Here is a 22850-nt window from a genome sequence, read left to right on the forward strand (position 1 = left end):
GACAGCTATGGCCAAGCAGCTCGGCGACGTCGCCAAGGAGGCACTCGACAAGGCGGGCGAGGTGCTCACCGAGGTCGGGGACTCGCTCAAGAAGAACGCCGACGATGTCGCGGAGGACATCAGGAAGCAGGCGGAGGCTCGGCGCGTTCTCGACGGCCGGCTGGGCCCCGGCGAATGGCGGCCCGTCAACCGGAACCACAAGTTCCTCCAGCAGAAGCTCGGCGCCGAGTTCGAGCGCCAGGTGACCGGCAAGGACGACGGCCTGGAATTCGTTCTTCGTGGATCGCTCGACAACGAGGTCAAGTTCGACGGCATTCTCGACGGGAAGCTGATCGAGACGAAGCACGGTTACGGGAAGATGATCGACTCGTGGGGATATCCCAACGGTGCCAAGGAAAAGGAATGGCTGGATCAGGCACTGCGACAGGTGGACGCTGCAGGCGATACCCCGGTTGAATGGGTCTTCTCGAACAAAGAGGCCATGGAGGCGGCGCGGACCCTTTTCGAGGACTTCGACCTTCCTATTTCGGTCAGGCACCAGGACTTTGTCAATCCGCCCAGTGATTGGGACGGCTGGAATGCGCCGAAGAGCAACGGATGATTCTCATTTCGTCACGATGGCGAGCCTGGCGGTGGCCGAGGGTGGCGGCCGATACGGAGAAGGAGCGGTGATACGGTCATGACCGTGGACGAAGAGCTGATCGCGCGCGGATTCTGGGGCCCACGCCAGGAGACCGCTGAGCAGGTCGCCGACGAGCTGGGTGCATTCATCGCGGGCCTGGACGAGGTGCTCGGCGAGAAGATCTCATGGGTCTCGCCACTGCTGCCCGGAAAGCCGCTTGAAGAGCGGGATAACGCGCTGCAGGCGATCTCCGACGCATTTCGTGAGAACAAGGATGCCCCGCATCTTGGAATCAGCCAGTCATATCGGGCGCGCGGGACTCGGATCGATACGGCGGCTATCACGTTGGTCGTCGGTGGATATTCGGAGTCCGCAAAGGTGCGCAACAGCTTCGTGGTGAAATGGCGTGGCGCCGATATCGCGACGCTCGCCGATCCGATTCTCCGTCGACTCGTCTCGGCCTGGGACCCGGACTGGGCAGCGGTGACCTCGAGGTCCTTCACCGACGCGCTCGCCGAGGTGCAGCCGGTCGGGAAGCCGGGGCCGAAGATCGGCTACCTCAACTACCTCTCCGAGGCCAGGGCGCAGGCCCTGCCGGGCGGCATGGACAAGCACCTCACCAAGCTCGACAACGGTGGTGTCGTCATCGGGTCGGGTGAGGGCGACGGCTTCCTGTCCGTGGACAAGGCCACCGAGTTCGCCAAGGTGCTGAGGCTCAGCGCCGCCTTCTCGCCGACTCCGACCACACGCAGCAAGTTCTGAGCCGGGTCAGCGGCCTCGCAGGCGCGCCAGGGCGCTCATCCCGTGGTAGATCACGACCGCGGCGATGGTGCCCAGCGCGATGCCGGTGAAGGTGAGGTCGCCGAAGGTCAGGGTGAGGTTGCCGATGCCGATGACCAGCGCGACGGCGGCGGTGAACTGGTTGACCGGGTCGGCGAAGTCGACCCGGTTGTCCAGCCAGATCCGGATGCCGATCAGGCCGATGAGGCCGTAGAGCGCGACGGTGATTCCGCCCAGCACGCCGGCCGGGATCGTGTTCAGGAGCGCCCCGAACTTCGGAGACAGCGACAGCAGGATCGCGACCACGCCGGCCACCCAGTAGGCCGCGGTCGAGAAGACCCGGGTGGCGGTCATGACGCCGATGTTCTCGCCGTACGTCGTGGTCGCCGAGCCGCCGAAGCCACCGGCGATGGAGGTGGCGAGGCCGTCGGCGAAGAGCGCCCGGCCGGTCTCGCGGTTGATGGCGTCGTCGCCGGCGAGGTGGGCGACGCTGCGTACGTGACCGACGTTCTCGGCGACGAGGACGAGCACGACCGGCAGGAACATCGGGACCACCGACCAGGTCACGTCCGGCGTGGTGAAGTCGGGCAGGCCGAACCAGGCAGCGTCGCGGAACGCCGAGGTGTCGATCTGGCCCAGGAGAAGCGCGGCGATGTAGCCGACGACGACGCCGACCAGGATCGAGAGCCTCGCGATCAGACCGCGGAACGCGACGGCGACGACCAGCACGGTGGCCAGGGTGATCGCGGCGACCAGCACCGCGCCGTTGTCCGGCTTGGCCGGGTCGCCGCCGACCACGTTGTTGGTGGCGGCGCCGGCGAGGTTGAGGCCGATCAGCGCGACGATCGCGCCGGTCACCACCGGCGGCATCAGCGCCTCGATCCAGCCGGTGCCGGTGACCATCACGATCACGCCGACCAGGGCGAGCAGCGCGCCGGTGACCAGGATGCCGAAGAGCGCCGCGCCCATTCCGCCGCCACCCATCGCAGCGCCGATCGGCGCGATGAAGGCGAAGGACGAGCCGAGGTACGAGGGCAGCCGGTTGCGCGTGATCAGCAGGAACAGCAGCGTGCCGAGGCCGGAGAAGAACAGCGTCGTGGTCGGCGGGAAGCCGGTCAGCAGCGGAACCAGGAACGTCGCGCCGAACATGGCGACCACGTGCTGCCCGCCGAAGCCGATCGTCCGGGGCCAGCTCAGCCGCTCACCGGGCTTGACGATCGCCCCCTCACGTACGTTCTTGCCGTCCTCGTGCAGGTTCCACCCGAATCGCATCTCGCACCCTCTTCAGCTCTCGTACGGCACGATCCGCCGCCTGCCGAACGATAGGGCCGATTCGGGCGGCGACGGAAGCCAGGCCCTCCGTAGGGTTGGACACATGACCATCCGCATCGGAGTCCAGATCCAGCCCCAGCACGCCGACTACGCCCAGATCCGCGATGCCGCACGCCGCGCGGAGGAGATCGGCGTCGACGTGATCTTCAACTGGGACCACTTCTACCCGCTCTACGGAGAGCCCGACGGCAAGCACTTCGAGGCGTGGACGATGCTCGCCGCCTGGGCCGAGCAGACCACGCGCGTCGAGATCGGCTGCCTGGTGACCTGCAACTCCTACCGCAACCCCGAGCTGCTCGCCGACATGGCCCGCACGGTCGACCACATCTCCGACGGCCGGCTGGTGTTCGGCATCGGGTCGGGGTGGTTCGAGCGCGACTACACCGAGTACGGCTACGACTTCGGCACCGCCGGCTCCCGCCTCGACGCGCTCGGCGAGGCGCTCCCGCGCATCGAGAAGCGCTGGTCCGAGCTCAACCCGGCGCCGCTGGGCCGATCGGGCTCGGGGAGGATCCCGGTCATGATCGGTGGCGGTGGGGAGAAGAAGACCCTGAAGTACGTCGCGAAGCACGCCGACATCTGGCACTCCTTCTCCGACATCCCCACCCTCGAGCGCAAGCACGGCATCCTCGCCGAGCACTGCAAGAACGTCGGCCGCGACGTCTCCGAGATCGAGGTCTCCGTCGAGGTGAGCGACGTCGAGTCCGCCAAGGCGTTCGCCGACGCCGGAGCCACGCTGTTCACCCACGGCGTCAACGGCCCCGACTACGATCTCTCGTTCCTCGAGGAGCTCGTGGCCTGGCGTGACAGCCAGGGCAGCGCAACGTAGTCCTCGCCTCGGCCGTCAGAAGAGCATGTGGCGATATGGGTGGGTGCTGCTCCTGCTGGCAGCGAGCGCGTGTGGGAACGACCGGGTCCTCGACCCGGCCGCGGCGAGCGACACCGTCCGGTCCACGGGCACCGTGATGGTGCTCGACGACGGCGGTGGGCCGCAGCTCTGCCTCGGGGCGATCGCGGAGTCGATGCCTCCGCAGTGCGAGGGCCTCGACGTGACCGGTTGGGACTGGGCCGACCATCCCGGGCACGAGAAGCAGGGCGGCACCCGCTGGGGCGAGTTCCAGGTCACCGGCACCCTCGACGACACGACCTTCGCCGTGACCGACGCGGTTCCGGCGGACGACGCGTCGGTCCCGCCGACCGAGGAGGAGGTCGACTTCAGCAGCCCGTGCCCCGAGCCCGAGGGCGGCTGGAGGGTGCTCGATCCCGAGCGGACCACGTTCGAGACCCAGGAGGCGACCATCTCTGCCGCCCACCGGTTGCCGGGCTTCAGCGACGTGTGGCTCGACCAGACGCGGGTGGCGCGCCCGATGAACGATCCGCGCAAGCTCATCCTCAACGTACGCGTCACCGGTGACCCGGACGCGGCCGAGAAGGAGCTGCGCAAGACCTGGGGCGGGATGCTCTGCGTCTCACGCGCCACGGTGTCGAAGGAGGAGCTCGAAGGCATCCAGGAGGAGCTCGCTGGCCAGCCGTATCACGTCAGCAGCGGTGTGTCTCTCGGCGTCGTCCACCTGCGGGTGCTGCTCGACGACGGCGATCTCCAGCAGCGCCTCGACGAGACGTACGGCAAGGGGACGGTCGTCGTCGACGGCGCCGTCTTCGAGTCGATCGGGTGAGGCGCGTCAGGTGACGATCGTCCTGGCCGATCGGGCCTGGTCAGCAGGCTCCAGCGAGATCGAGATCGAGTTGATGCAGAACCGGTCGCCGGTCGGGGTGCCGTAGCCGTCGGGGAAGACGTGGCCGAGGTGGGAGCCGCAGTTGGCGCAGCGTACTTCCACGCGGTCCATGCCGTGGGACTTGTCCTCGACGTACTCCACGGTGTCGCTGATCGGCTGGTAGAACGACGGCCAGCCGCAGCCGGAGTGGAACTTGGTGTCCGACTCGAAGAGCTTGGCCTTGCAGGCCTTGCACGAGTAGACGCCCTTGGTCTCGGTGTCGGTGTATTCACCCGTGAACGCCCGCTCGGTGCCCGCCTGGCGCAGCACCGCGTACTCCTCGGGCGTCAGCTGCGCCCGCCACTCCTCGTCGGACTTCTCCACGTTGTAACCCATGGTTGAAATGGTACGTCTGGGGTGGGAGCACAACTCCATTGCCAAAGTGGAGTGATCTACTATACTTAAACTCACGACGCTTCTGGAGGAGGCCACCATGACCGCACTTGCCACACAGCCCCTGCTGGACGCGCTCCGCACCCACGCCGACGACGAGGAGCTGATCGCGCGCGTCCGGCCGCCTGAGACCGGACGCGAGTTCCACCTGCTCCGCCGCGACGCCGACGTCGAGGTCTGGCTGATCGCCTGGGCGCCGGGCGCCAGCACCGGCTTCCACGACCACGGCACCGCGACCACCGCCTTCACCGTGCTCACCGGCAGCCTGGTCGAGCACAACTGGCTCGGCGGGCTGCAGCTCGCCGACATCGGCCCCGGCGACGCCCGGGCCCACGCTCCCGGTCACGTCCATGACGTTCGCAACGTCGGCTCGCTCCCGGCACTCAGCCTGCACGCGTACGCCCCGCGGCTGGACGCGATGCACCACTACCACTTCCGCGGCGACCGGATCAGCCTGATCGGGGCCGAGCCGGGGCGTCCCTGATCCGGTCGGTCAGAACCCGGTGATGCAGTAGGGCAGCGGGCCACCGTCGGCCATCGCCGCCCAGGTCTCGACCGCCTCGGGCGTGCCCGTGATCCGCCCGGCGGCCGCCAGGGTGCGGACGTCGACGCCACCGAGATACAGGGCGCCGAGGGTGTCGGCGGCCAGTTGCACGGTCGGGGCGGCATCGGTGCGGGTGACCTCGGCGACGCCGTCGGTCACCGCGACCCTCCACGAGCCGTCAGCGTGGCCGAGCGGGTCCTCGACGCCGAGGACGACCTCGCCGGCGGCGTACCAGGGTCGCGCCTGGAGGGCGGCCGGCACGTCGAGCACGCGCATCCACAGCATGTCGTCGAGCTCGGCGCTCTTGACCGCGAACGGCTCGGCGAGGGCCCAGTAGAGCGGGTCCTGCACCGGTGCCCGGCGCCAACCGACGCGTTCGACGAGGTCGATGTCGGCGAGGAACCGCCACAGTCGCAGGTAGGCCGCTGGCGTCAGCGCGACCATGTCGACGACCCTGGCCATCCGCAGCCCGGAGTCGTTGCGCTCGTCGGCGGTCTTGTAGACCACGTAGCCGTCGGGGGTGCCGGAGGCGTCCAGGTGCAGCGCGGTGCGCTGCTTGGACTCGCCCTTTGAGTCGCTGTCGAAGTCGTAGCCGCTGGAGAGCCAGGGCTCGTAGAACTGCGGCCGGGTGACGGATCCTCGGGTGCGCTCCTGGAAGGTGGCGTAGATCTCCGCGACCGTCTTCCAGGCGTCGGCCGGCTCGATCAGCGTCACCGCGCCGTCGTCGGCAGGCACCTCGGGGCGGTAGCGGAACTTCGAGGTCACGTCGACCTCGATCTGACGCAGGTGGGTCGCCGTGCCGAACCCGAAGCGGCCATAGATCGAGCCCTCCGAGACGGTCAGCGCGGCCAGCGGCACCCCCGCGGCGACCGCGTCGGCGAGCGAGATCGTCATCAGCTTGCGCAGCAGCCCCTGGCGCCGGTGGGTCGGGGAGACGGTCACGTCGCTGATCAGCAGCGCCGGCAGGCTCGCGCCGCCGCCCACGTTGATCGGCGAGGTCCACGAGGAGAAGGTCGCGACCGGCATCGTGGCCGAGGAGAACTCCGAGCTCTCCATCCACGCACCCAGCACGGTCACCGAGTCGGTGCGGATGTGGTCGCGCCAGACCTTGATCCCGTCGTCGCTGCCGCGGGACTGGTGGAAGCCACGCCGGGTCGCTTCGTACCATCCCTTCAGCTGGGCCTCGTCCCCGTCGAACGGGTCGAGGCTGCGGAAGACGAGACCGGGGTGCTCGAGGGCGCTCATGCTCAGAAAAGTACGCCGTCGAGCACCCGATCTCGAACGGTTATTCGTCCGCGGGATCGGCGGCCGGCACCGTCGCGACCACCTGCCTCCGGCGCCGGGAGAGGAGCCAGACGGGGGCGGCGAGGAGCAGGACGACCGGCAGCCACGGGACGATGGCGCCGAGGGCGACCGCGAGGACGCGGGCCGAGGCGCCCAGCGAGTCCCAGCCGGCGCCCAGACCGGCCAGGAAGCCGGGGTCGTCCGAGGAGCCGCCGGGGCCGGCCCGGTCGATCGTGACCGTGATGGGCGACAGCGACGTCTGGTCCTCGAGCGCGGCCTGCTGGGCGAGCAGGGAGTTGAGGTCGGCCTCGCGCCGGGCGAGCTCGGACTCGATCGAGATGACGTCGCCGATCCGTTCCGCGCGGGACAGGAGCGTACGGATCCTCTCGATGCTCGCGCGGGCGTTCTTGACCCGCACCTCGGTGTCGACGACCTGGGTGGTGACGTCGGTGGTCGTGGTGTTGGAGTCGACCAGGGTGGCGGTGTCCTCGAGGTCGGCCATCGCGTCGGCGAACGACTTCGACGGGATCCGCAGCACCATCCGGGCATGGCTGGGTCCGTCGTCGTCGCTGTCGCTGGTCTCCTGCTCGGTGACCTGGCCGGCGTACTTGTCGGAGACGTGCTGCACCTGCGTACGTGTCTTTCCGACGTCCTTCGCGCTGAGCGCGACCGAGCCGGTGGAGATGATCGACGCCTTCACGACGGCCTGCTGTGGTGCCGCGGCATCGGCCGCTTCCGGTGCCGCCTTCCCGGCAGACTGGTCGGTCAACGACTCGACCGATGCCATGTCGGAGTCGGCGGAGGCATCGCTCGATCCACCCGACCCGCCGCAGGCGCTGAGGGCGAAGATGCTGACTATCACAAGGGCCGCACCCGAGATAGGCCTGACCTTTGCTGTTTTCATGCCCTCAGTACGCCCGGGGGCATGAAAACGGTGCAGGAGACGGCCACTTCCTTGTGCGCGGGTCACCTCGTCGCCGCAGCCGCCACCAGGGCGAGAGTCTGGGCGACGATCTCGGCCCGCATGTCGGCGAGCGGCTCGCCGGTGGCGTCTCCGTTGAGCACCGGTACGTGGATGTGGCCCTGCTTGGTGTCGGCCACGAGCGCGTCGCGGAGGGCGGTGGTGCGGTAGGCCGACTCGTTGGACAGGTAGTCACCGCCGCCACCGGCGACCGCCGTGGAGCCCGGCGTCGGGTCCTCCCGGGTGACCGGCGTGGTCGACCCGGCCGGGATCTCGGTGACGACGCGGTTGATGTTCACCGGGAACGTGCCGGGCACGGCCGCCTTCATCGCCTCGACCGGGAGCGTGGTCCGGGTCCACTGCGGCTGAGGGTCGGCATGCGGCACGTCCTCGGGGATCGGGATCATCTCGTTGACGCTGACCCGGTCGTTGTCGGGGAAGGTGCCGCGGTGGGCGCCGTTCCAGACCTCCAGGTCGAAGCGGCCCGCACGGCCCTGGCTGATCGTGATGGCGGTGTCCACGTCGCGCTTGCCGGGGACCAGGTGGGACAGGAAGGCGTGCTCGACGATGCCCTGCTCGAACGGCCCCCACAGCACCGGGAACACCACGGTCTGGATCTCGACCGGCCCCTCGGCCGTCTGGACTGTGCGCCCGTCCATCGCCAGCGCCGTCGCGCCGGACGGGTTGGACTGGCGGATGTTGCGGTCCAGGGTGAACGGGTCGAAGCCCGAGGCGAGCACCTGACGCTGCCTGCCGTGCTCCCCGCCGCTGAACCCCGTCGTGTCGATGCCTCGCGAGGCCTGGTCGAAGGCATGCGCCACCTTGCGCCGGGCGTCCTCCGACCAGGTCCGGTACGCCGGGGCCACCCGGGCGATCTCCTGCTCGCCCGCGAGCCGCGCCCAGTAGAGCGGCCGGTCGTCGCTGCGGGGCAGGTCGCCACCGGCGTCGCCGCGGCCCTGCACGCGGTCGACCGCGCGCTGCCACAGCGCCCGACCGGCGAGCCCCGCCGCTGCGATGGCGGCCTTGCTGCTGCCCGCGTCGCAGACGGCCGTACGCACCGCGCCGGCGACGTCGTCGAACCCGGACCGGGCCAGGATGTCGGTCACTGCCGGGTTGGTGAGCCGGGTGTGCTCCACCCGGGTGACGGGCGCGGCGACGGTGCCGCACTCGGTGTCGGTGCTCGCCGTCGCGGGCGCGCTGGGGCCGAGGGTGAGGGCGGCGGCGAGGGCCGCCGTGGCGGCGGTCAGTGCCGTGGTTCGAGTCGACATGGGGGTCCTCCGAGATCGTGGCGGTCGCCGGATGTTGGAGCGGATCATGCCGGGCTCGGGACGTACTGGCTAGTGGGTTGCGGGTGTCGTCAGGGTGATTTCGCTGGGGGAGCGGCCCAGGGCGGGCTAGGTTGGCGGTCATGGCGAAGACACCGGCGGCACACGTGCAGGCAGGCGAGCGCGAGGTGCGGATCTCCAGCCCCGACCGGGTGATCTACGAGGCGACCGACCGCACTCCCGAGGTCACCAAGCTGATGGTCGCGGAGTTCTTCGCGACCGTCGGGGACCCGCTGATGCGGGCGCTGTGTGAGCGACCGACCGCGCTGGAGCGCTGGCCAGACGGCTGGCGCGAGGGCATGAAGCTGGCCACCGGTCCCACCGATAAGGAGGGCGACGGCTTCTACCAGAAGCGCACGCCCAAGGGTGCGCCCGACTACCTCGAGGAGGTCGAGATCACCTTCCCCAGCGGCCGGAAGGCGCGCGAGATCTGTCCCACCGAGCCCGCGATCCCGGTCTGGTGCGCCCAGATGGGCACCCTCACCTTCCACCCCTGGCCGGTCCGTCGGGCCGACGTGGACCACCCCGACGAGCTGCGCATCGACCTCGACCCTCAGCCCGGCACCGACTTCGCCGACGTGCTGCGGGTCGCCGGCGTGGCCCGGGAGGCCCTCGAGGAGCTCGGCCTGCGCGGTTTCCCCAAGACGAGCGGCAACCGCGGCGTACACATCTACGTACGCATCCGCCCCGAGTGGACCTTCGAGGAGCTGCGCCACGCCGCGATCGGGTTTGGCCGCGAGCTGGAGCGCCGCGACGGGGGAGTGACCACCGCGTGGTGGAAGGAGGAGCGCGGCGAGCGCATCTTCGTCGACTTCAACCAGAACAACCGCGACCGCACGATCGCGAGCGCCTACTCGCTGCGGCCCAAGCCCGGCGCACCCGTCTCCACCCCGCTGACCTGGGACGAGCTCGCCGAGCTGAAGGACCCGCGCGAGCTCAACCTGTTCACCGTCCCCGACTTCCTCGCCGACGGTGACCGCTGGGCGGAGATCGACGACGAGGCGTACGACCTGACACCGCTGCTCGAGCTCTGGGAGAAGCTGCCCGGAGGTGAGCTCAACTTCCCGCCCGACTACCCGAAGATGCCGGGCGAGCCGCCGCGCGTGCAGCCGAGCAAGAAGGTCGCGTCCCACTGGGACGAGGAAGGCAACCGGATCGGCGACAAATAGTAGAAGTGCCCGCTCAGCGCGGATCCCCCGATCGCACGAGCAGGCACTTCAGTCCGCTGGATCCCCCCGGAACAGCGGACCCCAAGATACTAGGGGAATGCGGGCCACAACTGCCACGTCAGGCCGGTAACAGAGCGGTAACCTTTGATGTGTCAACTGTCACTTCTGCGGATTTCGCGGTAATGCGGACGAAACGCATCACATTCCGTTGATTCCTTCGCCTTCACCGGCCTGTTCGTCGAAGTTCTCGTGCTCGATCAGATGTAGCACCGGGACATCGAGGTGGCGGCGGGCCTGGTGGGTCCAGTCGACGTGGAAGAACTCGGCCACCACGTGCGGCCGGGTCATGATGATCGCCTCCCGGCCGTCGACGGCCGCGACCTTGGCGCGCAGCGCCTTGACCGGGTCCTGGACGAGCTCGCCGTGGGCAGCGGCACCGGACGTCTTCAGGGCCTCGAGGGTCTGGGCGAGGGCCTTCTCCGCCTCCTCCTTGGCCTCCTCACGCACCGCGTCGAGGTCGATCTCGTTCATGATCATCGCCGAGCCGAGGTATTCGGCCGCGCTGAGCGTGCCCATCGCCGACTCGATCCGGGCGGCGGCGTCCTCCAAGGGCAGCAGCACGTGGTAGACCGGATCCTCGACCCCCTCGTGGAGGGAGTGGACCCGGGTCGCGTCGTCGAGGGTGATTGCCTGCTCGACCAGGAGTACGACGTCGTAGCTCATGTCTCCGACCCTAGCCGGATTTAGATGCACCTCCGAGCACTTCGGACAGCTCGTACGCCACGGGTTCCTCGAGCTGCTCGTAGCCGCACGACTCCGGGTCCCGGTCGGGGCGCCATCGCTTGAACTGCGCGGTGTGCCGGAATCGGCGTCCCTCCATGTGGTCGTAGCCCACCTCGAGCACCCGCTCCGGGCGCAGCGGGGTGAAGGACAGGTCCTTCCCCTGCGACCAGCGGCTCTGGGTGCCGGGGACGCGGTCGGGGTTGGCGGTCAGGAACTCCTGCCAACGGCCCCACGGGTGCTCCTCGATCGGGACGACCAGCTCCTGCATCTCCTGCCACAGCTCGGCGCGTCGCTTCGCGGTGAAGGACGCGGACACGCCGATGTGCTGCAGCTCCGGCCGGCCGTCCTCCCCGGGTGCGTACAGGCCCAGCAGCAGGCTCCCCAGCAGCGGGTTCTCCGGCGTGGAGGTCTTGTGCTCGCGGTAGCCGGCCACGACCACGTCCGCCGTACGCGAGTGCTTGATCTTCAGCATCGTCCGCTTGTCGGGGGAGTAGGGCGCGTCCAGCGGCTTGGCCATCACCCCGTCCAGCCCGGCACCCTCGAACCGGGTGAACCAGTCCTGGGCGATCGCCGGGTCGGTCGTCGTCGTGCACAGGTGGACGTTGTCAGAGGTCACGGTCGTGAAGACCTCCTCGAGCGCCGCCCGCCGCTCGGTCAGCGGCTTCTCCAGGAAGCTCTCCTCGCCGACCGCGAGCAGATCGAAGGCCGCGTACGCAGCCGGCGTCTCCTCCGCCAGCAGTTCGATCCGCGACTTGGCCGGGTGGATCCGCTGCTGCAGCACCTCGAACTCCAGCCGGTTGCCGATCGCCACGAAGATCTCCCCGTCGAGCACGATCTTCTCCGGCAGCGCCTTCCGCAGCGCCTCGACGACCTCGGGGAAGTAGCGCGTCAGCGGCTTCGTGTTGCGCGACGCCAGCTCCACCTCGTCCCCGTCCTTGAACACGATGCACCGGAACCCGTCCCACTTCGGCTCGAACGCATAGCCGCCGTCCGTCGGCACGCCCTTCACGGGCTTCGCGAGCATCGGCAGGATCGGCGGCATCACAGGAAGGTCCACGTGCTCACCGTAGGCGATCGGGGAGCGCTGAGGTCGGTGCTCGCGCCAGATCGCCGGGCTCTACAGGAGGATCAGCAGTCCGGCGGCGGCGAGGAAGTCCCACACCAGGCACGTCTGGATGTACCAGGGCGGGATTCCGCGCAGGCCGACGACGTGGTGTCTCCGATGGTGCAACGCGTCCCAGACGCCGTGCGCCGACCACGCCAGCGCCAGCCAGCGTGGATCGAGCGACAGCGCGAGCACGATGCTCCCGATGCCGACCAGCGTGAAGGCCCACTCGGTCAGCCGTTCCCGAGGCGTACCCCAGCCGATCGAGAACGTCGGATAGACACCGTAGAGGCCGACCACCGACAGGCAACCCAGCGCCAGCCCGAACCGAGGCTGCCCGGCGATGGCGACGGTGACCATCGCACCCAGGACACCGACCACCGCTGCGGACCGACCCGAGAGGAGTGTCTGAAACCTCGAGTCCGGTCGCCCGAGGTCGGCGAGCGTGTTCACGGGCTCAGGCTAACGGGCGATCAGGCACTGCGGGTCAGCGTTCGACAGGGCTCGGGTGGAGCAGGGACACGTCCAGGTCGCTGTTGCGGAGGCGGTAGACCTGAAGCCTCAAGTCGTAGTACTTCTCCGTCTCTCCGACCCACTCCATGCCGATGCGGCGTGCGGCGTTGATGCCGTGCTCGTTGCGGGGCCGTACGACGGCGAAGATCTCCTCCTCGCCGTTGGCGAACGCGTAGTGGGCGAGGGCGTGCCCTGCTTCCGAGCCCAGTCCCCGGCCCCACGCCCAAGGGGCGAGCTGGTAGCCCACCTCCAGGTCTTCGCCTTCCGGAGGGAGCGGGAGGATCTGTGCCGACCCCGCGACACGTCCGCTCTCGATCTCCTCGATCACCCAACGGCCGCTCACCCGGCCGGCGGGTCCGGGAGGCGTGGCGAGCCAGCTCTTGATCGTCGCCCGCGTGGAGTCGACGTCGGTGATCTGTTCCATGGCCGGCGCCAGCCAGCGGGCGACCTCGGCGCTGCCGTAGATCTCGAGCGCCGCCGGCGCGTCGTCCTCGCGCCATGGTCGGAGCAGCACCCGCCCCGTGCGAACGGTCGAACCATCGATCCTGACTTCGTCGGCCAACGTGAGCTCCTCGACACGGGACAGTGACTCGACGATAGCGCGGTTCGCCCATCCTGCTGACGGATCATGCTGAGTCAGTGCGGTCGGTGCCGCCATTGCCGTCTACAGTTGTCCCGTGCGTTTCGGCGTACGTTCCCCGGTTGGTCTGCCGGCAGGGCCCGCCTGACTTTGAATCAGGACTAGCGACGTAGGTTCGACTCCTACCCGGGGAGCAGAAAGTCTGCCTCGTCCCGATGTAGCGCCGACGTGTTGCCAGGTGGCTGGTGAGGGCGGTCACGGCGAGGATCCCGGTGATCACCGCGAGCGAGGCGAGTGTGGGAATCTCGGGGACGGCTTCCCAGCGCTGGTGCGCCCAGTGCAGCGCAAGCTTGATCCCGATGAACGCGAGGATGACCGCGAGCCCGTAGTCCAGGTGCACCAGCTTGTTGAGAGCCCCTTGCAGAACGAAGTAGAGGGCGCGCAGACCGAGCAGCGCGAACGCATTGGTGATGAACACGAGGAACGGGTCGCCGGTGATGCCGTACACGGCAGGAACCGAGTCGACTGCGAACACGACGTCGGTGGTCAGTACCGCCAGGACGACGAGGGCGAACGGCGTGAGTGCCCTCCGGCCGTCGAGCCGACCGACCAGGCGAGGACCCTGGTAGTCGGGAGTGACGGGAACGAAGCGGCGAGCCAGGCGAACGATCCGGAGCGCATCTACGTCGATGTCGTCGGTCTTGTCGCGGACGCGATTCGCGAGGACTCTGACCGCGGTGGCGATCAGGATCAGCCCGAAGACCAGGAACGTCCAGTCGAACGCCGCCAGGGCGACCGCCCCGATCGCGATGAACACCGCCCGCAGGATCAGCGCGCCGACGATGCCGTACAGCAGGACCCGCTGTTGCAGGTCCAGAGGAACGGCGAAGGCCGCGAGCAACAGCATGAACACGAAGAGGTTGTCGACGCTGAGTGACTTCTCGACCAGATAGCCGGTGAGGTACTCCAGGCCACGAGAGGAGCCGTAGCGCCACCAGACGAAACCTCCGAACGCCAGTGGCAGCGCGATGTAGAAGACCGACCAGCGCAGCGCCTCGCGCATCGACACCTCGTGCGGGTGTCGGGTGATCACGAAGTCGAGTGCCAGCAGGACGAGCAAGGCACCGATCGTGACCAGCCACAGGGTGGGCGTTGCGATCGAGTCGATCGCCGCCCCGGTGGTCACCTGGTGTCCTGGTGCCGTCCGGGTTGGTGGCCTCGCTTGTGCAGCACCGGCTTGTGAAGCAGTGGCTTGTGCAGCATCGGTTGATGTAGCGCCGGGTGGTGATTCCGGTAGGAATGGGCGATGTCGTAGAGGACGAACGCGACGAGTGCGCCGCCCCAGATCGCGAGGCCGACCCAGGCGACGATCTCGCCCAGGGTGCCGGCTTGTGCCTCGGCTGAGATCAGCAGTTGAGCGTTCTCGCGCCTGGCTGGTTCGGCGCCATCCCACTGCGTCGTCGTAGACATTGCTGCACCTCCATCGGTAGTCCGACGAAGGTCTTCCTCAGCGGGCGCTCCACGGGCCGGGCGGGAAGCCGAGATGACGACACGTGGCGACGGAGGTACTCCCCTTCGAAACTCATGGTAACCCGCTCGAAGTCGCACCGACAGTGCTGGCGCCCGGCTCACGGAGCCGACGCATGGCCAGCCACCCGAGCGCGGGGACCGCGACAAGCGGCAGCAGTGCGGTCTGCAGTGTTGTCGGCGAGGGCGCCGATCGCGGGACTGGCCAGCCCGCCGACGGTGATGGTCAGTCCGAGGGTCACGCCGCTGGCGGTGCCGACCCGGGACGGCAGGTAGTCCTGGGCGAGCGTGACGAACAGTGAGAACGGCACGTACAGGCCGACGGATGCCGACGCGACGAACACGTAGGCCACCGGGCCGGGCGCCAGCACGACGCCGGCTACGGCCAGCACGGTGACCAGCGCCGACCAGCGTACGACCGTGACACGGTCCCAGCGCGTGGCGAGTCGCCCGCCGAGAACGGTGCCGATGCCTCCGCCCACGTAGAGGACCCACAGTGCTGTGGTGCCCGAGACCGTGCCACCATCGACCTGGTCCGCCACGTGCACCGCGACGAACGTGCTGAGGCCGACGAACACAATCGACCGGCACATCACCGCCAGGGACAGCCGAAGGAACGACGGCCAGTCGTCGCGGCTCTGTGCGGCAGTGCCCGACCGATCGATCTGCGCGGACCGTGGCGTTGCCCGCAGCGCAGCCCACGCCAGCACCGTCCCGGCCAGCGCCGGGATCATCAGCAGCGGTGTCCATGCCAGGCCCCCGACCTGTACGACCGCGAGGACGAGCACCGGTGCGGCGATGAATCCCAGGTTGCCGCCGAGCGAGAACCACGCCATCGAGGTGTGCGAACCTGCTGCTGCCCGCGCCACCCGGGCCGACTCCGGGTGGTAGGCCGCCACTCCCACACCCGAGACGGCGATCAGACCCACGGTGAGGGGATACGTCGGCATCAGCCCGCTCAGCGCCACTCCTGCCCCTGCGGTCAGCGTGCTGGCCGGAAGCAACCACGGAAGCGGGCGACGGTCGGTGATCACACCGAACACCGGCTGCACCAACGACGACAGCAGCGATGCGGCGAGCACCACGCCGGCCGCAGCCGCATAGCCGTAACCGCGCTCGGTGATGAAGAACGGGACCAGAGCGGCGACGGCACCCTGGTAGACATCGACACAGCCGTGGCTGACCGAGAGCTGCCAGATGTTCCGACTGCCGGGGCGCTGACGAAGCATGCCTCAACTCTGATGTCGGCTCGCGCTGTCGCGCTTCCGATAAACTGCCATGATATGTCGCAGATCCGCCACCAGCCCGAGGCTCCGACCCGGGTACGGCCGCTGCGCCACCGCGGAGAGATCCCGCAGCACCGCCACGACGACCACCAGATCGCCTTTCCCGCCAGCGGCGTCGTCACCATCACCACCGATGCCGGCACCTGGGTGGCGCCCGCGACCCGAGCGCTGTGGATCCCTGCGGGGATCGCGCACGCCCACCGCGCCTACGGCCGGGTCGAGCTCCACCTGGTCGGCCTCCCCAGCACGATCAACCCGCTGAGACTGGATCGTCCTCGGGTGCTCACCGTCCCGCCGCTGCTGCGCGAGCTCATCGTCGCCTACACGGCACAACCCGACGATGACCGACCGGAGCGACGCCGGCTGAGAGCTGTGCTGGTGGACCAGCTGCGCGCGGCGCCCGAGCAGCCGATGTTCGTTCCTGCGCCGGCGGACCCGCGACTTCGTCAGCTGTGCGCGTTGCTCGAGGCAGACCCCGCCGACGATCGCCCGCTCGCCGAGCTGGCCCGCGAGGTCGGTGCCGGCGAACGTACGCTCTCTCGACTCTTCCGAAGCGACACCGGCATGACCTTCCCCCAGTGGCGTACGCAGCAGCGGCTGTGTCACGCCCTCATCCTGCTCGGCGACGGCATGCCGGTCACCACCGTCGCGCACCGCTGCGGATGGTCGTCGGCCAGCGCATTCATCGACACGTTCCGCCGCATCTTCGGCACGACGCCGGGTGCGTACCGCATGTGAGCCAGCTTCGCGCGAGCCGGGTCTCAGGCCCGGAGGAAGAAGCGGACGATGTCGTTGAAGGTCTCCGGTGCCTCCACGTTGCTGACGTGGCCGCAGGCGGGGATGACGGCGAGGTCGGCACCCGGGATACGGCGCTCGAACTCGCGGGCGACGGACAGGGGAGAGCGGGCGTCGAGGGCGCCCCAGACGAGCTGGGTGGGCACCCGGATCGTGTCGAGCACGTCGCTCAGGTCGGCCTGGGCCATCGCGGTGAGGGCGGTGAGCATGCTGTCGCGGCGTACGTCGGCTGTCATCGCCTCCAGCAGCGGCACGAACTGCTCCGGCGGAGAGCCGGCGAAGAGGCCTGGCAGGGTCGGATCGAAGGCGCCCGGTGGCTGGTCGCGAAGACCGGCGAGCCGGGCGTCCGCCTCCTCGGCGCCGAGCGAGCCGCGCCAGCCGGCGTAACCGTCCGCGAGGACGAGGCCGCGGATGAGGCCGGGGTGGCGTCGATACAGCTCGAGGATGACGGTGACGCCCCAGGAGAGCCCGACGAGGGTGCATGGAGAGATGTCGAGGGCGCGGATCAGGCCGGCCAGGGAGTCGGCGTAGTCGCTCAGCCCGAACCCCGCCGGGACGTCCGAGGAGCCGCCGGCGCCCGGTTCGTCCCAGGCGATGACGGTGAACTCGTCGGCGAGGGCATCGAGCTGGGGCGTCCAGGTGCGGCTGTCCTCGGCGCCGCCGTGGACGAAGACGACCGCCGGGCCGTCCCCGGCTCGCCGGAAGGCAAGACTCAGCCCGTCGACCTCGACGACATCCATGGATCCGACGCTAGCTCAGCGGCGCTCCTGGCGACGAGCCGGCGGCTGGTTCTGCGGGTATGGCAAAGGGGTCGTCTCCAACTTGCTTGGATCGACCCCTTAGGACACCGAATCTACGCTCGGCCCGCACAACATCACCGTCAACGCGGTAGCCCCCCGACCCGTCGACACCGACATCCTGGGCGGGCCGTTCACTCCCGACCGCCGGACGACCCTGGCCGCGGATCTCGTCGTCAACCGGGTCGGCGAACCGAACGATGTCGCCTCCGCAATCGCCTTCATCCTCTCCGGACAAGGCCGGCTACGTCACCGGCCAGACCCTCAACGTCGACGGCGGTCTATACATGCATTGATCAGGACTGCAGGTCCGGTGTGCGTGCGGCGGCAGGTGACGTCACCGGTGCGCGGAGGATCAGGGTCGCGACTACGGCGGTCAGGATCAGGCAGAGCGCGCTGACGCCGAGCTGGGTCAGCTGCCAGGACCAGGTGAACGCCTGCAGTTCGCTCGTGACCTGATCACTGAGGTGGCCCGAGCTGACAGCCGCCGCGCGACCGGCGCCGAGCTTCACCGATAGGAAACCCAGCAGCGAGGCGCTGAAGCCGGCGATGGCGAGGGCTTCCGCAGCACCCCGCAACGTGTTGAGAAAGCCTGCAGCCATCCCTACCGCGTCCGGCGGGACCAGGCTCATCGCCTGCCCGTCCGTGATCCCGAAGGACATGCCCATGCCGATGCCGATCAGCAGCAGCGGTACGGCGATCACGGCGACAGTGTGCTCGGGTCGAAGTACCACCATCCACAGGTTGCCGCCGGCAACGAGGGTCAGGGCGACCAGGATCAGCAGGCGCGGCGAGACCCCGCGGTTGACCAACGTCACGGCGGCCAACGGCATCACCAGGACCGGCGTGGTCAGCAGCATCATCGCCACGCCGGCGACCGCCGGGGACAGACCGGAGGCGACTTGCAGGTACGTCGGCAGGAACACCAGCACGCCGAGGAAACCGATCGAGGTTGTGAGTGTGGCCAGGCTCCACCCGAGAAACCCACGGTTCGCTGTCAGCTCCGGCGCCAGCACCGGCGTCGCGCTGCGGCGCTGCACGGCTGCGAACGCAACTAGCGTGACCAGACCTACGACAAGCGCCACGAGTACCCGCGGATGCCCCCAGCCGAGCTCCGGCGCTTCGAGGACGCCGTACATCAGGACGGACAACGCCAGCACGAACAGTGCGCTGCCCAGCCAGTCAGCGGCACCACCATGAGACCGAGACTCGTGCAGCCGCGTCGCGCCCGCGGCGACCAGCAGGCCGAGGGTCGCGAACACCAGGAAGCTGCCGCGCCAGCCGGTGGCCGTGATCAGCAGCCCGGACAGGCTCGGGCCGATCGCGATTCCGACACCCGCCATGGTTCCCATCAGGGCGAAGGCGCGATTGCGTGCCGGTCCGTCGTACGACGCGGCGAGCAGTGCTCCTCCCGCCGCCATCAGGCCTGCGCCGCCGGCGCCCGAGACGATGCGCGCCACGTCGGCGACCAGGATCGACGGGCTCAGCGCCGTGCCGAGGAAGCCGACAGCGAAGGTGGCCGCGGAGGCGACGAAGACCCGGCGCCGGCCGACGCGGTCGGCGGTCGACCCGGCCACCAGGGTCATCGCGGCGAAAGCCAGGTTGTAGCCCGCGACCACCCAGTTCAGCGGTGACCCGGATGCGTCCAGGTCGTGGCCGATGCTGGGCAGGGCGACAGCGGTACCGGAGATCGACATGGCAACGAGGACGACGGCGACCAGAACCAGAGGAAGTACTCTCATGGCGACCAGCCCAGCGCCTCAACTGCGGTTGAGCGCAAACTGTTGACCTCAACCTTGGTTGAGCCAATAACCTCCCGCGCATGGACGGGCACGTGGACACCACCGCTCCGCTAACGATCGGCGAAGTGATCCGGCGGACCGGTGTGCCCGCGTCCGCGCTGCACTTCTACGAACGCAAGGGCCTGGTGTTCTCGGGCCGCGACGGGTACAACCAGCGGATCTACGCGCGGCACATGCTGCGCCGGATCTCGCTGATCATCATCGGCAAGCGGCTCGGCATTCCGCTGTCCGACCTGGGTGCGCTGTTCGCCGAGCTCCCGGCCAACCGCGAACCCACCCACGAGGACTGGCAGCGGATGTCGCGATCATGGCACCGCCAGCTCCAGGAGCGCCGCCGGATCCTCGAGAACCTCGAACGCGAGCTCACCGGCTGTATCGGCTGCGGCTGCCTGTCCATGAAGGCCTGTGCCCTCCTGAACCCGGATGACGAACTCCAGCAGGAGGGCCCCGGCCCGGTCCGTCTCCAACGGCGGCCGACGGCGTGACGGTCAGAGGGTGGTGATGCTCGTCGATCGCCGGTTGCCGTTGACGCCAATCGTCACCAGGATGTGGTGTAGTGAGTGCCCGCAGAGATGCCGAGGAGTTCGCAATCGACGTCACCTCGTGCGACGTCGACCGGCTCTGGGGTGACGGTCCGCGACCGGCAGGTCCAGGACAGCGTGACCGACATGGTCGGGTTGCGGAAGCCGAGGGCGGTGGCTTGGTGATTGGTGTCTCTGGTTCTCCTGCTTCCTCGGGATCTCCAGCCGAAGCTCCACCCTCATCGTCACGTTCGATCGGCGTGGGGCAGCGACATATTGCGGCGGCGCTGGCGTGCCGCAGGTGTCTGGCGGGCACTCCTCGCCGTCCGCGCCGGTAGGCCTGTGTCCGTCGAGGTCGACCATGCCAATGGGGTTGCCCCCTGCGTGGGCGTACCGGTTGGTGCTCCATGGGTCCATCCCCAGGGCAAGGTCCTTGAGTGCGCTCTGGTAAAAGTCGCGGGTGGGGAACCGGTTGATGCCGGGGTTGTGATCGCGGAATCCGATGTCGTAGTGGCCACGCGCTGTTCATCTTCATGTAAGGTCACCAGGCTTGCTGTGCATGTCCGCGTGTCGCGCTGGTGATTCCGACGATGCACGGGGAGGCATGGATACTGGCCTGTATCAGGGCCGTGGGGGAGCAGGGTGTAAAGTCGCCCAAACTAATCGACAAACACTTGGAGGAAGCGTGGGCATGGGACCGGTCATCGGTTACGTACCTGGCGTGTTCGATCTCTTCCACATCGGTCACCTCAACATGCTGCGCCAGGCGCGGGAGCGCTGCGACACGTTGATCGCAGGTGTGGTCTCCGACGAGGTCTGCGAGACGACCAAGGGGATCATCCCGACCGTCCCGCTCGTCGAGAGGCTCGAGATCGTGGAGGCGATCGGGATCGTGGACGCGGTCTACGCCGAGCGCACCACCGACAAGGTCGACTCCTGGCGCGAGGTCGGGTTCACCCACCTCTTCAAGGGCGATGACTGGAAGGGCACCGAGAAGGGCGACGCGCTCGAGAAGAAGATGGCGTCGGTCGGTGTCGAGGTCGTCTACTTCCCCTACACCCTCCAGACCAGCAGCACCGCTCTGCGGAAGGCGATCGCGCGAGAAGGCGCCCAGGTCTCGTGACCGTCGGCGCCTCCACCTCTGGCGGACAGTTCGCGATCTCCGACGACGGGGTCCTCGTCCGAGGCTCCTCGTCACAGGTCCTGATCCTCTCCGTCGACGGCCAGTACGTCTGGTCCCTCACGCCCGACCGCGACGGCCACCCGTCCGACGGGGGCACCCTGGTGCCGTGGCCGAACGTGCTCACCCGGTTCCTGAACGGCTCCGCGACGATCACCATCGCCGACTACGACGGTGAAGTGCTCCACGAGGAGAAGGTCTCGCTCGGCACCGGCGAGGGCGCCATCTCGATCGTCGACGGCGGCGGCAACCCGCTCAGCGTCGACAAGGTCGGCCACCTGACCCGCTCGTTCGAGGCCACCAACGAGGGCATCCGCGAGGAGATCCTCGACGGCACCCAGCGTGTCCTCGCCGACCTCCGCGACGTGGTCGGCGTCGAGGCCTACCTCAACTACGGCGCGCTCCTCGGGGCGATCCGCGAGGGCCGGATGCTCGGCCACGACTCCGACACCGACGTCTGCTACCTCTCCAAGCACACCGTGCCCGCCGACATCATCACCGAGTCGTACGCCATCGAGCGCACCATGCGCGAGCGCGGCTGGAGCGTCCTACGGATGTCCGGCGGCGACATCAAGGTGCTCCACCAGGTCTCCGACGGCCGCAAGGTGCACATCGACATCTTCGTGGCGTTCTACGTGCCCGACAAGGACGGCGAGCCGGTCTTCTACCAGCTCGGCAACCGCTCCGGCCGACTGAGCCGCGACGCGATCCTGCCGGTCTCCACGATCAACCTGCACGGCTACGACTTCCCGGCGCCCGCGAAGCCGGAGGAGATGCTGGCCTTCATCTACGGTCCCAAGTGGCGCACTCCGGACCCGTCGTTCAAGTACGCCGACCCGCCCGCGGGCGTACGTCGCCTCGACGGCTGGCTGCGCGGCTTCCGCACCGACATGGGGGCCTGGACCGAGTTCCACAACACCCACAGCGGCGAGCTCGAGAGCAAGCAGTCGGCCTTCGGCGCATGGGTCCAGAAGCAGCTGCCCGAAGATGCGAAGGTGGTCGACATCGGCTCCGGCGCCGTCGGCCGCGACGCGCGCTTCTTCGCCCGCAAGTGCCACCAGGTGCGCTCGGTGGACTTCTCGCGTGCCGCGGTGGCCGCCGTACGCCGCCGGGCCGAGCGCCACAACCTGCCCCTGGTTTCCGACCAGCTCATCCTCGGTGAGCTCCGCTCGACGCTGACGCTGGGTGCCCGGCTGGCCCGCGACCCCCACCACCTCTACGCCCGCGACCTGCTCGGCTGCCTCGACGACGCGGCCCGCAGCCAGCTGTGGACCCTGGCGAAGATGGCTCTGCGGCCGGGTGGCGGCAAGCTCTTCCTCGAGTTCGCGGTCACCGGCGAGAACCTTCCCGACCCGAAGCCCGAGGGCCTTGTACGCCGGGTCGACCCCGCCCTCGTCCACGCCGAGATCGAGGCGGCCGGCGGTGTCGTCGAGCACTTCGGGGTCAGCGACGCCCAGGACATGCTCGGCAACCCGCTGCCGGGCGTCGCGCGGCTGCGCGCCTCCTGGCCTTCCCTCACGTCTGCAGAAGGAAACTGACATGTCCGACGAATCCGGCATCAAGAACATCGCCCGCGGTGCCCGCGACGCGGCCCGTACGCGCGCCTCGCTGGTCCGCCGCATCGAAGCGCTCGAGGCCGAGGTGCAGGAGCAGCGTCAGCTCAACCGGCGCGTCGCCGAGCTGACCGACGTGATCGCCGAGCTGCTCATCCCGCTGCAGGACGCCGACAAGGAGAAGGCGGAGAAGATCCTCGCGGAGTATCGAGCGAAGATCTGA

General features: G+C 68.8%; 24 protein-coding genes, 1 tRNA gene and 2 pseudogenes. 13 read left to right on the forward strand and 14 right to left on the reverse strand.

Annotation, left to right across the window (positions count from 1 at the left end):
* Positions 1-7 precede the first annotated feature (7 nt).
* Together G5C66_RS18515 and G5C66_RS18520 are read left to right on the forward strand one after the other, a co-directional pair.
* Entirely contained in the window at positions 8-601 is a 594-nt protein-coding gene (locus G5C66_RS18515; protein WP_165112414.1) for a Tox-REase-5 domain-containing protein, read from the forward strand.
* Positions 602-685: 84 nt separating this feature from the next.
* Positions 686-1384 (forward strand): Imm52 family immunity protein, encoded by a 699-nt coding sequence (locus G5C66_RS18520; RefSeq protein ID WP_165112415.1) that lies wholly within the window; start codon positions 686-688, stop codon positions 1382-1384.
* 6 nt (positions 1385-1390) lie between these two features.
* Here G5C66_RS18520 and G5C66_RS18525 read toward each other — a convergent pair whose 3' ends face one another.
* Positions 1391-2674, reverse strand: coding sequence for a uracil-xanthine permease family protein (locus G5C66_RS18525; RefSeq protein WP_165112416.1), 1284 nt, complete (start codon positions 2672-2674; stop codon positions 1391-1393).
* Positions 2675-2777: 103 nt separating this feature from the next.
* Here G5C66_RS18525 and G5C66_RS18530 point away from each other — a divergent pair, with 103 nt between their 5' ends.
* Both G5C66_RS18530 and G5C66_RS18535 read left to right on the forward strand, forming a co-directional pair.
* A complete protein-coding gene (locus tag G5C66_RS18530) occupies positions 2778-3563 on the forward strand; it encodes an LLM class F420-dependent oxidoreductase (protein ID WP_165112417.1) in 786 nt (261 codons plus the stop codon).
* 25 nt (positions 3564-3588) lie between these two features.
* A complete protein-coding gene (locus tag G5C66_RS18535; protein WP_165112418.1) occupies positions 3589-4410 on the forward strand; it encodes a hypothetical protein in 822 nt (273 codons plus the stop codon).
* 6 nt (positions 4411-4416) lie between these two features.
* On the opposite strand, the gene msrB is transcribed toward G5C66_RS18535, so the two are convergent.
* Positions 4417-4845 (reverse strand): peptide-methionine (R)-S-oxide reductase MsrB, encoded by a 429-nt coding sequence (gene msrB, locus G5C66_RS18540; protein ID WP_165112419.1) that lies wholly within the window; start codon positions 4843-4845, stop codon positions 4417-4419.
* A 61-nt stretch (positions 4846-4906) separates the two neighbouring features.
* On the opposite strand from msrB, the gene G5C66_RS18545 reads away from it, so the two are divergent.
* The gene (locus tag G5C66_RS18545) at positions 4907-5386 is read left to right on the forward strand and encodes a cysteine dioxygenase (RefSeq protein WP_338144225.1); all 480 of its coding nucleotides are present in this window, start codon (positions 4907-4909) and stop codon (positions 5384-5386) included.
* 9 nt (positions 5387-5395) lie between these two features.
* Here the strand turns inward: G5C66_RS18545 and G5C66_RS18550 are convergent, their stop codons facing one another.
* The 3 genes from G5C66_RS18550 to G5C66_RS18560 form a co-directional block, all read right to left on the reverse strand.
* Positions 5396-6691 (reverse strand): GNAT family N-acetyltransferase, encoded by a 1296-nt coding sequence (locus tag G5C66_RS18550; protein ID WP_165112421.1) that lies wholly within the window; start codon positions 6689-6691, stop codon positions 5396-5398.
* 40 nt (positions 6692-6731) lie between these two features.
* Positions 6732-7592, reverse strand: coding sequence for a DUF4349 domain-containing protein (locus tag G5C66_RS18555; protein WP_165112422.1), 861 nt, complete (start codon positions 7590-7592; stop codon positions 6732-6734).
* A gap of 104 nt (positions 7593-7696) precedes the next feature.
* Positions 7697-8959: a pyroglutamyl peptidase gene (locus G5C66_RS18560; RefSeq protein WP_165112423.1), complete on the reverse strand. Its 1263-nt coding sequence runs from the start codon at positions 8957-8959 to the stop codon at positions 7697-7699.
* Positions 8960-9099: 140 nt separating this feature from the next.
* Between G5C66_RS18560 and G5C66_RS18565 the strand changes: the two genes are divergently transcribed.
* Positions 9100-10185, forward strand: a complete 1086-nt coding sequence (locus G5C66_RS18565; RefSeq protein WP_165112424.1) for a DNA polymerase domain-containing protein — start codon at positions 9100-9102, stop codon at positions 10183-10185.
* 198 nt (positions 10186-10383) lie between these two features.
* Here G5C66_RS18565 and G5C66_RS18570 read toward each other — a convergent pair whose 3' ends face one another.
* From G5C66_RS18570 to G5C66_RS18585, 4 genes are read right to left on the reverse strand one after another with little or no spacing between them, the layout of a single operon-like run.
* Positions 10384-10908 (reverse strand): hypothetical protein, encoded by a 525-nt coding sequence (locus tag G5C66_RS18570; RefSeq protein ID WP_165112425.1) that lies wholly within the window; start codon positions 10906-10908, stop codon positions 10384-10386.
* A 10-nt stretch (positions 10909-10918) separates the two neighbouring features.
* Positions 10919-12025, reverse strand: coding sequence for an ATP-dependent DNA ligase (locus G5C66_RS18575; RefSeq protein ID WP_338144222.1), 1107 nt, complete (start codon positions 12023-12025; stop codon positions 10919-10921).
* A 60-nt stretch (positions 12026-12085) separates the two neighbouring features.
* Complete coding sequence (locus G5C66_RS18580) at positions 12086-12526, reverse strand: hypothetical protein (RefSeq protein WP_165112426.1); 441 nt, start codon at positions 12524-12526, stop codon at positions 12086-12088.
* 34 nt (positions 12527-12560) lie between these two features.
* A complete protein-coding gene (locus tag G5C66_RS18585) occupies positions 12561-13148 on the reverse strand; it encodes a GNAT family N-acetyltransferase (protein ID WP_165112427.1) in 588 nt (195 codons plus the stop codon).
* A gap of 133 nt (positions 13149-13281) precedes the next feature.
* Here G5C66_RS18585 and G5C66_RS18590 point away from each other — a divergent pair.
* Positions 13282-13360: transfer RNA gene (locus G5C66_RS18590), tRNA-Gln, on the forward strand.
* 92 nt (positions 13361-13452) lie between these two features.
* Here G5C66_RS18590 and G5C66_RS18595 read toward each other — a convergent pair.
* The 3 genes and pseudogenes from G5C66_RS18595 to G5C66_RS18605 form a co-directional block, all read right to left on the reverse strand.
* Positions 13453-14352: pseudogene (locus G5C66_RS18595) on the reverse strand (TerC/Alx family metal homeostasis membrane protein); the annotation flags it as partial.
* The gene (locus G5C66_RS18600; RefSeq protein ID WP_165112428.1) at positions 14349-14636 is read right to left on the reverse strand and encodes a hypothetical protein; all 288 of its coding nucleotides are present in this window, start codon (positions 14634-14636) and stop codon (positions 14349-14351) included. The gene G5C66_RS18600 and the pseudogene G5C66_RS18595, both read right to left, overlap by 4 nt.
* A 158-nt stretch (positions 14637-14794) precedes the next feature.
* Positions 14795-15922, reverse strand: coding sequence for an MFS transporter (locus G5C66_RS18605; RefSeq protein ID WP_206444277.1), 1128 nt, complete (start codon positions 15920-15922; stop codon positions 14795-14797).
* Positions 15923-15976: 54 nt separating this feature from the next.
* Between G5C66_RS18605 and G5C66_RS18610 the strand changes: the two genes are divergently transcribed.
* A complete protein-coding gene (locus G5C66_RS18610) occupies positions 15977-16717 on the forward strand; it encodes a helix-turn-helix transcriptional regulator (RefSeq protein ID WP_165112429.1) in 741 nt (246 codons plus the stop codon).
* 23 nt (positions 16718-16740) lie between these two features.
* Here the strand turns inward: G5C66_RS18610 and G5C66_RS18615 are convergent, their stop codons facing one another.
* Positions 16741-17514: an alpha/beta fold hydrolase gene (locus G5C66_RS18615; protein WP_165112430.1), complete on the reverse strand. Its 774-nt coding sequence runs from the start codon at positions 17512-17514 to the stop codon at positions 16741-16743.
* A 127-nt stretch (positions 17515-17641) separates the two neighbouring features.
* On the opposite strand from G5C66_RS18615, the pseudogene G5C66_RS27090 reads away from it, so the two are divergent.
* Positions 17642-17971, forward strand: a pseudogene (locus G5C66_RS27090) (SDR family oxidoreductase); the annotation flags it as partial.
* Here the strand turns inward: G5C66_RS27090 and G5C66_RS18625 are convergent.
* A complete protein-coding gene (locus G5C66_RS18625; protein ID WP_165112431.1) occupies positions 17868-19313 on the reverse strand; it encodes an MFS transporter in 1446 nt (481 codons plus the stop codon). The pseudogene G5C66_RS27090 and the gene G5C66_RS18625 overlap by 104 nt on opposite strands.
* A gap of 92 nt (positions 19314-19405) precedes the next feature.
* Here G5C66_RS18625 and soxR point away from each other — a divergent pair, with 92 nt between their 5' ends.
* The 4 genes from soxR (at position 19406) to G5C66_RS18645 (ending at position 22850) form a co-directional block, all read left to right on the forward strand.
* Positions 19406-19858, forward strand: coding sequence for a redox-sensitive transcriptional activator SoxR (gene soxR / locus G5C66_RS18630; RefSeq protein ID WP_338144223.1), 453 nt, complete (start codon positions 19406-19408; stop codon positions 19856-19858).
* Between the two features lie 727 nt (positions 19859-20585).
* On the forward strand, positions 20586-21017 hold the full coding sequence (locus G5C66_RS18635; protein ID WP_045550834.1) for an FAD synthase family protein: 432 nt from the start codon (positions 20586-20588) through the stop codon (positions 21015-21017).
* Positions 21014-22612, forward strand: coding sequence for a class I SAM-dependent methyltransferase (locus tag G5C66_RS18640; protein ID WP_165112433.1), 1599 nt, complete (start codon positions 21014-21016; stop codon positions 22610-22612). The genes G5C66_RS18635 and G5C66_RS18640 overlap by 4 nt, the downstream gene beginning before the upstream one ends.
* Position 22613: 1 nt before the next feature.
* Positions 22614-22850 (forward strand): DUF6752 domain-containing protein, encoded by a 237-nt coding sequence (locus G5C66_RS18645; protein ID WP_165112434.1) that lies wholly within the window; start codon positions 22614-22616, stop codon positions 22848-22850.

The sequence above is a fragment of the Nocardioides turkmenicus genome (genome assembly GCF_011045035.1).
GTDB classification, from domain to species: Bacteria; Actinomycetota; Actinomycetes; order Propionibacteriales; family Nocardioidaceae; genus Nocardioides; species Nocardioides turkmenicus.